This is a genomic window from Mesorhizobium sp. M2A.F.Ca.ET.067.02.1.1 (assembly GCF_004023285.1).
Lineage (GTDB): Bacteria > Pseudomonadota > Alphaproteobacteria > Rhizobiales > Rhizobiaceae > Mesorhizobium.
In genome coordinates this window covers 20,056-31,857 of the sequence record NZ_RZSB01000013.1, presented here as the reverse complement: position 1 = coordinate 31,857, position 11,802 = coordinate 20,056, and the positions used below count along the sequence as shown (strand labels likewise).

The 11,802-nt window shown below is 63.9% G+C and carries 11 protein-coding genes and 1 pseudogene; 8 read left to right on the top strand and 4 right to left on the bottom strand.

The features are described from left to right. Both EOA28_RS39510 and EOA28_RS03165 read right to left on the bottom strand, forming a co-directional pair. A pseudogene (locus tag EOA28_RS39510) lies at positions 1 to 262 on the bottom strand (hypothetical protein); the annotation flags it as partial. Positions 263 to 382: 120 nt separating this feature from the next. Further along, on the bottom strand, positions 383 to 823 hold the full coding sequence (locus EOA28_RS03165) for a hypothetical protein (RefSeq protein ID WP_127251948.1): 441 nt from the start codon (positions 821 to 823) through the stop codon (positions 383 to 385). A gap of 526 nt (positions 824 to 1,349) precedes the next feature. Here EOA28_RS03165 and EOA28_RS03160 point away from each other — a divergent pair. Next, positions 1,350 to 2,369: an NAD-dependent epimerase gene (locus EOA28_RS03160; protein ID WP_189341912.1), complete on the top strand. Its 1,020-nt coding sequence runs from the start codon at positions 1,350 to 1,352 to the stop codon at positions 2,367 to 2,369. A gap of 35 nt (positions 2,370 to 2,404) precedes the next feature. Here the strand turns inward: EOA28_RS03160 and EOA28_RS03155 are convergent, their stop codons facing one another. Then, positions 2,405 to 3,718, bottom strand: coding sequence for an MFS transporter (locus EOA28_RS03155; protein ID WP_127251949.1), 1,314 nt, complete (start codon positions 3,716 to 3,718; stop codon positions 2,405 to 2,407). A 199-nt stretch (positions 3,719 to 3,917) separates the two neighbouring features. Here EOA28_RS03155 and cyoA point away from each other — a divergent pair, with 199 nt between their 5' ends. From cyoA to EOA28_RS03120, 7 genes are read left to right on the top strand one after another with little or no spacing between them, the layout of a single operon-like run. Next, positions 3,918 to 5,099, top strand: a complete 1,182-nt coding sequence (gene cyoA, locus EOA28_RS03150; protein WP_127251950.1) for a ubiquinol oxidase subunit II — start codon at positions 3,918 to 3,920, stop codon at positions 5,097 to 5,099. Positions 5,100 to 5,109: 10 nt separating this feature from the next. Then, the gene (gene cyoB, locus EOA28_RS03145) at positions 5,110 to 7,116 is read left to right on the top strand and encodes a cytochrome o ubiquinol oxidase subunit I (protein WP_127251951.1); all 2,007 of its coding nucleotides are present in this window, start codon (positions 5,110 to 5,112) and stop codon (positions 7,114 to 7,116) included. A 2-nt stretch (positions 7,117 to 7,118) separates the two neighbouring features. After that, on the top strand, positions 7,119 to 7,745 hold the full coding sequence (cyoC, locus tag EOA28_RS03140) for a cytochrome o ubiquinol oxidase subunit III (RefSeq protein ID WP_128314562.1): 627 nt from the start codon (positions 7,119 to 7,121) through the stop codon (positions 7,743 to 7,745). Further along, entirely contained in the window at positions 7,742 to 8,116 is a 375-nt protein-coding gene (gene cyoD, locus EOA28_RS03135; protein WP_127251953.1) for a cytochrome o ubiquinol oxidase subunit IV, read from the top strand. Before cyoC ends, cyoD begins: the two co-directional genes overlap by 4 nt. After that, positions 8,113 to 8,925 (top strand): SURF1 family protein, encoded by an 813-nt coding sequence (locus EOA28_RS03130; RefSeq protein WP_127251954.1) that lies wholly within the window; start codon positions 8,113 to 8,115, stop codon positions 8,923 to 8,925. The genes cyoD and EOA28_RS03130 overlap by 4 nt, the downstream gene beginning before the upstream one ends. Continuing rightward, positions 8,922 to 10,274: an ATP-binding protein gene (locus EOA28_RS03125; RefSeq protein WP_128314561.1), complete on the top strand. Its 1,353-nt coding sequence runs from the start codon at positions 8,922 to 8,924 to the stop codon at positions 10,272 to 10,274. Before EOA28_RS03130 ends, EOA28_RS03125 begins: the two co-directional genes overlap by 4 nt. Beyond that, entirely contained in the window at positions 10,264 to 10,797 is a 534-nt protein-coding gene (locus EOA28_RS03120; protein WP_189341911.1) for a response regulator transcription factor, read from the top strand. The genes EOA28_RS03125 and EOA28_RS03120 overlap by 11 nt, the downstream gene beginning before the upstream one ends. Here EOA28_RS03120 and doeB read toward each other — a convergent pair whose 3' ends face one another. Further along, entirely contained in the window at positions 10,798 to 11,799 is a 1,002-nt protein-coding gene (doeB, locus tag EOA28_RS03115; RefSeq protein ID WP_127386240.1) for a N(2)-acetyl-L-2,4-diaminobutanoate deacetylase DoeB, read from the bottom strand. Positions 11,800 to 11,802: the final 3 nt, after the last annotated feature.

The window sequence follows — 11,802 nt, the reverse complement described above, 5'->3', positions numbered from 1 at the left end:
CCGAACGCCATGTCCGTTGCTGGAATTCAGGCCGCAGTAGGCGAGGCTCGAGCGGCGCGGCCAAACCGGCCTGGGTTGCGGGGCCCGAATATTGAAACCGGTAGCGCGCCATGCCGGTCGCATACGCGGTGACGAGATCGGGTTGCCCCGAATAGGCTGCCGTGAGGTCAGCTCGGTCAAAAAGATGGGAGGCACGCGGTTCCGCCACTGATGGTGTCATCAGGGCAGCGATGGCGACAACCGCCAGGCAGACGCGCAACATCCCCATTTCCAGCAGCCATACCCCGTCCGGCGTGCCAGGTCGCCCGGCTGCCTGCGCCTACAATCTTTCCAATCGGGTTTTCGCGCAAGCCAAGAGCTGCAAGGAATGGCCTCGTTTTGGTCAGCTATTGGCGGCTGGCGGCAGCTCGAACAGGTGGGCGCCGTTCTCCCGCCCACGGTCGACATAGCCGATCACGCGGAACCATTTCGCCACGTCCGGCCTGTCCAGCCAGCTGCGCGAATGGATGGGAAGGTTGCCGGCAAGCGCCTGGACATGGCGGATGTGCCGTTTGCAGAAGCGGACCGTCGCGGCGTTGAAGAAATCCTCCCGCGCCGCGAACAGCGTGTCGGCGGCGTCCGCATGCTCATGCCAGGCGATGATCGCGACGGCCCTGTCACCCTCGACAAGCGCGTGCGCCCGGCCTTCCTTCAAATTCATCATCAGATTGTCATAGGCGCTTTTGCTGTCCTTGCCGGCCGCGACATATTCGTCCGACATCCGCTTGGACAGGCCGTGGAACACATCTTCCAGGTCTCCGACCGTCGCCGCGCGTGCTCTCATTTCTCCTCCTGACAGCCCGCTAGCAGTTTGCCTCAGCAAAGGAAGATCACCAAGAAAATAAAACCCTCAACTGGCCTCATGAGCGCAATCTCATTCTGCATGAATGGATCCGATCCCTGACCGCGCTCGCATATCAGCATCGGCTTGAGATTGCATTTCCGCAGTCGGATACTGGAGCTCCCGGGCCGGCTCCGTCCACATCGTCTCCAGGCGACCATGATCGAGCTGACTGAAACCATATACGAGGCGGCCTCCGTTCCGGAGCGGTGGGATGACGGGTTGGCGCAGGCTGAGGTCGACGGGCTCGGTACGCTGCTGCCGCATCCGCCCGCGCCAGCCTTGCAGCCACTGGCGCCGCAAGGACCGGTAAGTCGTGTCGGACGGCGGAGAAAGGCGTATCGTTGAATTCGTCGACGGCCTGCCATAAAAGGCGCAAGTTCTCGACCGGCTTGAGGAATTCCGGACGTGCCCGCGGGCTGTCGGCGAAAGATCGGTCCGGTCTGACCACAAGGTTTGGGGGCATGGATTGACGTCGAGCAGACCCATACTGATCACCGGCGCGGCCGGCTTCATCGGCTTTCACCTCTGCCACCGGCTGCTTGCCGAAGGCCGGCAGGTTGTCGGCCTCGATTCCATGAACGAGTATTACGACGTTGCCCTGAAGCAGGCGCGGCTCGACCGGCTGAAAGCGTCCGCGAACTTTCGCTTCGAGCATGTCGATCTCGCCGACCGCGACGGCGTCTCGGCGGTCTTTGCTTCCGCAGCGCCGGAGATCGTCGTCAATCTCGCCGCGCAGGCGGGCGTCCGCTATTCGCTGACCAATCCGCACGTCTATGCGCGCAGCAACCTCGACGGCTTCCTCAATATCCTGGAGGGCTGCCGTCAGGCCACTGTCGGTCATCTCGTCTATGCATCGTCGAGCTCGATCTATGGCGGCAGCACGCGCATGCCGTTCTCGGTCCATGATTCCGCCGACCATCCCTTGAGCCTCTATGCCGCCAGCAAGAAGGCGAACGAGCTGATGGCCCACACCTACAGCCATCTGTTCGGGCTGCCGACCACTGGGTTGCGCTTCTTCACCGTCTACGGTCCGTGGGGTCGGCCCGACATGGCCTTGTTCATCTTCACCAAGGCCATCCTCGCCGGCCAGCCGATCGACGTCTTCAACCATGGCAACATGCAGCGGGACTTCACTTATATCGACGACATCGTCGAGGGCGTAATCCGCGTCATGGAGCATCCCGCGACGCCCAATACCGATTGGACAAGCGCTACCCCGGATCCCGCGACCAGCAATGCGCCGTACAGGATCCACAACATCGGCGACAGCTCACCCGTCCAGCTGAGCCGGCTGATCGACGTGCTGGAAGACGCGCTTGGGCGCAAGGCAATCCGCAACCTGATGCCGCTCCAGCCGGGCGACGTGCTGGCGACCTACGCCGACATCACCTCGCTCGAGGAGGTGACCGGCTTCAAGCCCACGATCCCGATCGAGGTCGGCGTTCCGCGCTTCGTGGAATGGTATCGGGATTTCTACCAGGTCTGATTGGCCGCCTGCGACAACGTGCTAGCGGCCGGGTACTAGCGGCCCGTCGTGGACGCCTGCCTGTCAATCCACAGCGCGATCAGCGTGCAGGCCGCGCCTGAAAGCAGATAGGCGCCGGCGGCGATGAGGCCGAACGTGCCAGCGAGCAGCAGCGCGGCAAGCGGCGCGAAGCCGGCGCCGAACATCCAGGCGAGATCCGACGTCACCGCCGAGCCGGTGTAGCGGTGCTGGCGCGAGAAGCTCGACGCGACGACGCCCGAGGATTGTCCGAAGCTCAAGCCGAGCAGGATGAAGCCCAGCACCATGAACACCGCCTCCCCGACGGTGCCGCCATTGAGAAGCTGCGGGGCAAAACCGCTGAAAGCGGCGATGGCGACGGCGCCGCCGCCGAGCAGGGCGCGACGCCCGACGCGGTCGGCCAGCGGCCCCGATGCGACGATCGCAGCGATGCCGAACAGCGCGCTCACCGCCTCGATGACCAGGAAGCGCTCCGGCCCCTCATTGGTGAACAGGAAAACCCAGGACAGTGGGAACACCGTCACCATATGGAACAGCGCGAAGCTCGCCAGCGGCGCGAAGGCGCCGACGACGACGTTGCGGCCTTCCGTGCTGATCATGTCCCTGATGCGGGTCGGCTGCAGGTCGCCGCTCTCGTAGAGCTTCGAGAATTCTGGCGTGACGACGATGCGCAGCCTGGCAAACAGCGCCACGACATTGATTGCGAAAGCGACGAAGAACGGATAGCGCCAGCCCCAGGCGAAGAAATCATCGGCCGAGAGATTGGCGACGAAGAAGGCGAACAGCGAGCTCGCCACGATGAGCCCGATCGGCGCGCCGAGTTGCGGGATCATCGCATAGATTCCGCGCCGGTTCTGCGGCGCGTTCAGCGCCAGCAGCGAGGGCAATCCGTCCCATGTCCCGCCAAGCGCAAGGCCCTGCAGGAACCGGGTCAGCGCCAGCAGCCAGGCGGCGACCGCGCCGACGTCTTCATAGGACGGCAGGAACGCCATCGCGACGGTCGAGGTGCCGAGCAGGAACAGCGCGATCGTCAGCTTGGCGCCGCGGCCATAGGCGCGGTCGATCGCCATGAACAGCACCGTGCCGAACGGACGCGCGATAAAGGCCAGCGCGAAGATCGCGAAGGAATAGAGCGTTCCGACCAGCGGATCGTGCGTCGGAAAGACAAGCCTGGGGAATACGATCACGGAAGCGATCGCATAGACGAAGAAATCGAAGAACTCCGACGTCCTGCCGATGATCACGCCGACCGCGATATCGCCAGCGCTGACCTGGCCGTGATGCGAGCCGATCAGCCTGCTGTCCGTTTCGGCAGTCGAAGTTTCAGCCATCTTGTTCGTCGCCACCGAGCTCAAGTTCGGAACGCGATTGTCCTCGTCCCATTATGCGTGCACAGTTTCGCCAAAGCCATAGCAATCCGGCATTGGACAAATTGTCCAATGTCGTCCCCGTGCCGGCGGCAGTAGCCGTTGGCCCATACCGCGTTGTAGCTTGCAAAAGCCCGTTGCGACGCCATCGAGGGCAGCGTTGATGAAACGATCCGGAGCTTTGCTTCTGTTTCCCCTGGCCGTGCTGCCGAGCGGCTGCGACTTCGTCGTGCTGGCGCCCGCGGGCGACGTGGCAGTGCAGCAGCGCGACCTGCTCGTCGTCTCGACCCTTTTGATGCTGCTCATCATCGTGCCCGTCATGGCGCTGACCGTGCTGTTCGCCTGGCGCTACCGGCAGTCCAGCACGACGGCGACCTACACGCCCGACTGGGACCATTCGACCAAGCTGGAGCTGGTGATCTGGGCGGCCCCTCTGCTCATCATCATATGCCTGGGCGCGCTGACCTGGCTCGGCACGCATCTGCTCGATCCTTACCGGCGCATCGACCGCATCGAGCCCGGACAGCCGGTCACGCAGAACCATAAGCCGCTCAGGGTCGAGGTCGTCGCGCTCGATTGGAAGTGGCTCTTCATCTATCCGGACTACGGCATCGCCTCCGTCAATGAGCTGGCGGCGCCGGTCAATCAGCCGATCGACTTCCGCATCACCTCGTCCAGGGTGATGAACTCCTTCTACATTCCAGCCCTTGCCGGGCAGATCTACGCCATGCCCGCCATGGAGACGAAGCTGCACGCCGTCATCAATCGTCCAGGCACCTATACCGGCTTCTCGGCCAATTACAGCGGCGCCGGCTTCTCCGGCATGCACTTCGCCTTCCACGGCCTCTCCAATCAGGCCTTCGCCGATTGGATGGCGCAGGCCAAAGGCGCGCAGTCCAAACTCAGCCGCGAGACCTATCTCGAGCTTGAACGCCCGAGCGAGAACGAGCCGGTCCGGCACTATGCCTTCGTCGACCACGACCTTTATGGCGCGATCCTCAATCTGTGCGTCGAGCCGGGCAAGATGTGCATGAACGAGATGATGTCGATCGACGCCAAGGGCGGCCTTGGCCTTGCCGGCGTTCGCAACACCCTGCCGCTGCAATATGACAAGCTTGCCCGGCGCGGGGCGGTGTTCGGTAACGATCCGTCCTATGTCGCCAGCATCTGCACGGCGGAGGAGGCGGCAGCCGCCTCTCGCGCGGCTCGTAATGACGATGAAAAGAGCTGGCCGCTCAGGAACCTGTCACCGCTGCGCGGCCTCGGCTTGCTTGCGCCCGGCGCCGGCAGCCGCCGCGCCGACGCCGGGACGCCGTCGCTCGGCCTGCTGCGCTTCGAATTGTGAGGAATGGCGGATGCCTGAGACGCTGACCAAATTCATCTTCGGCCGCCTCACTTTGGAGTCGCTGCCGCTGCACGAGCCGATCGTCGTCGTCACCTTCATCGTGGTGGCGCTTGGCGGCCTCGCGGTTCTCGGCGCCATCACCTATTTCAAGCTCTGGGGCTATCTCTGGCGCGAGTGGTTCACCAGCGTCGACCACAAGAAGATCGGCATCATGTACATGGTGCTCGGCCTCGTCATGCTGCTTCGCGGCTTCTCCGACGCCATCATGATGCGCCTGCAGCAGGCGATCGCCTTCAACGGTTCGGACGGATATCTCAACGCCCATCACTACGACCAGATATTCACCGCGCACGGCGTGATCATGATCTTCTTCGTGGCGATGCCTTTCGTCACCGGGCTGATGAACTTCGTCGTGCCGCTGCAGATCGGCGCGCGCGACGTCTCCTTCCCCTTCCTCAACAATTTCAGCTTCTGGATGACGGTGGGCGGCGCCATCCTGGTCATGGCCTCGCTGTTCGTGGGCGAATTCGCCCGCACCGGCTGGCTGGCCTATCCGCCGCTCTCGGGCATCAATTACAGTCCGGACGTCGGGGTCGATTATTACATATGGGCGCTGCAGGTCGCCGGCGTCGGCACGACCTTATCCGGCATCAATCTGATCTGCACCATCATCAAGATGCGCGCGCCCGGCATGACGATGATGCGCATGCCCATATTCACCTGGACCTCGCTTTGCACCAACGTGCTGATCGTGGCGTCCTTCCCGGTGCTGACGGCGGTGCTCACCCTCTTGGCGCTCGACCGCTATGTCGGCACCAACTTCTTCACCAACGACTTCGGCGGCAACCCGATGATGTATGTGAACCTCATCTGGATATGGGGTCACCCGGAGGTCTACATCCTTATCCTGCCGCTGTTCGGCGTCTTTTCCGAGGTCACCTCGACTTTCTCCGGCAAGCGCCTGTTCGGCTACACCTCGATGGTCTACGCCACGGTGGTCATCACCATCCTGTCCTATCTAGTCTGGCTGCACCACTTCTTCACCATGGGGTCCGGCGCCAGCGTCAACTCCTTCTTCGGCATCACCACGATGATCATCTCGATCCCGACCGGGGCAAAGATGTTCAACTGGCTTTTCACCATGTATCGCGGCCGCATCCGCTTCGAACTGCCGATGATGTGGACGGTGGCCTTCATGCTCACCTTCGTCGTCGGCGGCATGACCGGCGTGCTGCTTGCGGTGCCGCCGGCCGACTTCGTGTTGCACAACAGCCTGTTCCTGATCGCGCATTTCCACAACGTCATCATCGGCGGCGTGCTGTTCGGCCTGTTCGCCGGCATCGCCTACTGGTGGCCCAAGGCCTTCGGCTTCAGGCTCGATCCGTTCTGGGGCAAGGTCTCGTTCTGGTGCTGGGTGCTCGGCTTCTGGTTCGCCTTCATGCCGCTCTATATCCTCGGCCTGATGGGCGTGACGCGCCGCATGCGCGTCTTCGACGATCCCTCGCTGCAGATCTGGTTCGTCATCGCTGCCTTCGGCGCCGTGCTGATCGCCGCTGGCATCGCCGCCTTCCTGGTCCAGATCTTCGTCTCGATCCGCAAGCGTGCCGAACTGGCCGACGTCACCGGCGACCCCTGGGACGGCCGCACACTCGAATGGTCGACCTCCTCGCCGCCGCCCGCCTATAATTTCGCTTTCACGCCGGTCATCCGCGACAACGACGCCTGGTTCGACATGAAGAGAGCCGGCTACCGGCGCCCGCTCTCCGGCTTCAAGCCGATCCACATGCCGAAGAACACCGGCACCGGCGTCGTCCTGGCCGTGTTCAGCGTGGCGCTCGGCTTCGGGCTGATCTGGTACATGTGGTGGCTGGCGGCGCTGAGCTTCGTCTGCCTCATCGCCACCGCGATCGGCCACACCTTCAACTATCACCGCGACTTCGACATCCCGGCGGCCGAGGTCGCGCAAACGGAAGAGGCGAGGACGGCGCTCCTCGCCGCTGAGGGGGCTAGGGCTTGAGCATGGCATCGACGGCAATCACGGCCGGGGCCGAGCCGGTCTTCCACCTGGAAGAGGAGCATGCGCACGCCGAAGGCGGCAGCACCATGCTCGGCTTCTGGCTCTACCTGATGAGCGACTGCCTGATCTTCGCCATGCTGTTCGCGGCCTTTGGCGTGCTCGGCGGCAATTACGCGGCGGGTCCGGCTCCAAAGGACCTGTTCGATCTCGGCCTGGTGGCGGTCAACACTACCATGCTGCTGCTCTCCTCGATCACCTATGGCTTCGCCATGCTGACCATGGACAAGGGGCGTGTCGGCGCGACGCAAGCCTGGCTCGCCGTGACCATGCTGTTCGGCCTCGCCTTCCTGTCCATCGAGCTCTACGAGTTCGCCCATATGATCCATGAGGGCGCGACGCCGCAGCGCAGCGCCTTCCTGTCGTCCTTTTTCACCCTGGTCGGCACGCACGGACTGCATGTCACCTTCGGCATCGTTTGGATGCTGACGCTGATGGTCCAGGTCGCGCGATATGGCCTGATCGAGGCCAACCGCCGCCGGTTGATGTGCCTCTCGATGTTCTGGCACTTCCTCGACGTCGTCTGGATCGGCGTCTTCACCTTCGTCTATCTGATGGGGACGTTGCGATGAGCGCTCATGATCATGCCGGTCACGACCACGCGCATGGTGGCGCCGCGCACGGCTCGCTGAAGGGCTATCTGATCGGCTTCTTCCTGTCGGTGATCCTCACCGCCATTCCTTTCTGGCTGGTGATGGACGGCGTCATCGACAACAAGCAGGCCACGGCCGTCATCATCATGGCCTTCGCCGCGGTGCAGATCGTCGTACACATGATCTTCTTCCTGCACATGAACCCGGCCTCCGAGGGCGGATGGTCGATGCTGGCGCTCATCTTCACGGTGATCCTCGTCGTCATCGTGCTGAGCGGCTCGCTCTGGGTGATGTACCATCTCAACGCCAACATGATGCCCGGGCTCCACGAGATGCGGGAGATGCCATGAGCCCTGTTTCGGGCGTGGGGAGGGCCAATCTCAAGGCAGAAGTCACGGTCGGCCTGGCAGATACATGCGCTCACGCCGCGCCGTCGAAAGGCTCCGCGTCGCGCTTCTTGCTTGCGCTGCTCGGACTTGTCGGCGTTCTGGTGTTTCTTGGGCTCGGCATCTGGCAGCTGGAAAGACGGGTCTGGAAGCTCGACCTGATCGCCCGCGTCGACCAGCGCATCCATGCTCCGGTCGTCGATGCGCCAGGACCCGCGACATGGGCTGATATCAACGCGGCCGGCTATAAATATCGCCATGTACGCCTCACCGGCAGTTTCTCCGGCGGAGCCAACACGCTGGTGCAGGCGGTGACCGAGCTTGGAGGCGGCTATTGGGTGCTGACGCCGATGCGCGACGATCGCGGGTTCACGGTCCTCGTCAACCGCGGCTTCGTTCCGCAGGAGCGCAAGGCCGAATTTCAACAAGAGAGCGGCGGCCCGAGGTCGCCTACGGCGATTGACGGGCTGCTGCGCATCAGCGAACCCGGCGGCGGCTTCCTGCGCAGCAACGATCCGGCTGCCAACCGCTGGTATTCGCGCGACGTGGCGGCAATCGCCAAGGCGCGCGGCCTGACCGATGTCGCGCCTTATTTCATCGACGCCGGGGCATCCCGCGCGGACAGCTGGCCGCGCGGCGGCCTGACTGTCGTCACCTTCCGCAACAGCCACCTTGTCTATGCTCTGACCTGGTTCGCCCTGGCAGCGATGCTGGCGATCGCCATCGCCAGGCCGATTTTTGCCCGGCGTCGGAAGCGGGACGCGGCAAGATGAACATCTCGATCGCGCGGCTTCATCACCGGAAGCCGTTCCGAGCGGCTCCTCTTGCCGGCCACGGAGGCGCCGCCTCGAACGCCGACGTTACGAACAGGAAGAACCTGCTGCTTCTCATCCACTTGCGTTGGCTGGCGGTGGCGGGGCAGGTGCTGACCATTCTGGTGACGCAATACTGGTTCGCCATCCCGCTGCCGCTTACCGGGATGGCTGGCGTGGTGCTGTTCCTCGTCGGGTTGAACATCTTCAGCCTGCTCGCCCTGCGCGGCAATCGCCGTATCTCCAACGGCCAGCTTTTCGTCGCGCTGATTTTCGACATGGCGGCGCTGACCACGCAGCTCTATCTGAGCGGCGGCGCCTCGAACCCGTTCGTGTCGCTCTATCTGCTGCAGATCACGCTCGGCGCAGCGCTGCTGGCGCCATGGTCGACCTGGATCCTGGTCGTGGCCGCCTCGGCCTGCTTCGTCTTCCTCATCTTCGTCTTCCAGCCGATCGCGCTCCCGCATCACGGCGGCAGCGACCTCCTGGCGCTGCATCTGCGCGGCATGTTCATCTGCTTCGTGCTGGCGGCCGGCCTGATCGTGATCTTCATGACGCGCATCAACCGCAACCTGCGCGAACGCGATGCCTATCTCGCGGACCTGCGCCAGCGTTCGGCTGAGGAAGACCACATCGTGCGCATGGGCCTGCTCGCCTCCGGCGCCGCGCATGAACTGGGCACCCCGCTCTCGACCATATCCGTCATCCTGTCCGACTGGCGCCAGATGCAGGGCGTCAAGCGCAACCGTGAGCTTGCCGAGGACGTGGCCGAGATGCAGGCGCAGATCGAGCGCTGCAAAAGCATCGTGACCGGCATCCTCATGTCCTCCGGCCAGGCGCGGGGAGAAGGCACGATCCGCACCACGATCCGCCACTTCCTCGACGACCTCGTCCAGGAGTGGCATGTCAGCCGCCAGCCTTTCAGGCTGGACTTCAGCAACGGGTTCCAGCCGGACGAGCCGATCGTGTCCGACACGGCGCTGCGGCAAGTGATCTTCAATGTGCTCGACAATGCGCTGGAAGCATCGCACGATTGGGTCGGCATCGCTGCCGAGCGGCAGGATGAGAAGCTGGTGTTCACCGTCAAGGATCGCGGACCAGGTTTCGACAAGGATATTCTGGCCGGGCTCGGCCAGCCCTATATGTCGAGCAAGGGGCGTCCGGGCGGCGGCCTTGGCCTCTTCCTGGTGTTCAATGTCGTGCGCAAGCTCGGCGGCGACGTTTCAGCGCGCAACATGGAGGAGGGCGCCTGCGTTACCCTTTCGCTGCCGCTGGCGGCGCTGACCGATGGAGACGATCGTGAAACCTGATCGATCCTTGTTCATTGTCGAGGACGACGCGACTTTCGCGCGCACGCTCAAACGCTCGTTTGAGAAGCGCGACTACGACGTCGTGGTCTGCCATGACCGCGACGCCGTGATGGCCGCGCTGGAAAAGGCCGTTCCGGCCTATGCCGTCGTCGACCTCAAGCTCGGAGCAGGATCGGGACTCGAATGCGTCAAGCTGCTCGGCGCCCGCAACCCGTCTACGCGGATCGTCGTATTGACGGGGTTTGCCAGCATCGCCACTGCGGTCGAGGCGATCAAGCTCGGCGCCTGCCATTATCTGGCCAAGCCCGCCAACACCGACGACATCGAAGCCGCCTTCGGCCGCGCCGAGGGCGATGTGTCGGTGCCGCTCACCAGCCGTCCCACCTCGATCAAGAACCTCGAATGGGAGCGCATCCACGAGACGCTGGTCGAGACCGGCTTCAACATCTCCGAAACCGCGCGCCGGCTCGGCCTCCACCGGCGCACACTCGCCCGCAAGCTCGAGAAGCGCGTGGTGCAATAACTATCCGACCGCCACGGCCAGCACCGAGACGCAGTCGCCCGCCTTGACCAGACCTGGAAAGTGACGCGCGGCGAGCAGCCCCGACATCCGGGCCCTGATCTCCTGCGGCGCCTGGCCGGTGCGGCCGAGCGGATGGATACGAGCGACGACGTGGCCGTCCTCCACAGGCTCGCCGAGATCGATCGTGGTCTCGATCATCCCGTCCTCCTCGGCGAAGGCGAAGCAATCGCCCGACGGCATGTCGAGCCACTGGGTTCTGCCCTTCTCGACCGCACCATCGACGATGCCGCCATGGCGAAGCACGTTGAGGATGCCGCGCCGGGCAATCCGCACCGTCTCCGCGCGAGAGGTTCCGCCGCCGCCGAGCTCGGTGGTGACGAAGACCCTGCCCATTTCCTCGGCGGCCGTGTCATACATGCCGACCGCGTCGATCTCGGTCATGCGCATCGAGAACGGCGCCGAGAAGGCTTCGACGGCGGCGAAGGCTTTTTTCTCCTGCGCCTTGTCCGGCAGCGTGTGCGCGGCGCAGAAGGGCACGAAATCCAGCGTCTTGCCGCCGGAATGGAAGTCGAAGACGAGGTCCGCGCGCGGCAGCAATTCGCGTTGAAAGTAGTCGGCGATCTTTTCCGTCACCGTGCCGTCGGGACGGCCGGGAAAAGAGCGGTTCATATTGCCCTTGTCGATCGGCGAGGTGCGCGTGCCGGCCCGGAACGCCGGATAGTTCATTGCCGGCACGATGATGATCGTGCCGGAGACTTGTTTCGGATCGAGCGTGCGGGCGAGCTCGTAAAGCGCCAACGGCCCTTCATACTCGTCGCCGTGATTGCCGCCGGTCAGCAGCGCCGTCGAGCCCTTGCCGTTGCGTACGACGCAGACCGGGATCATCACCGACCCCCAGGCAGAATCGTCGCGGCTGTAGGGCAGGCGCAGGAAGCCGTGCTGGACGCCGTCGCGCTCGAAGTCGACGGTCGGCGCGATGGGCGATGGACGCAGAGCTGACATCGG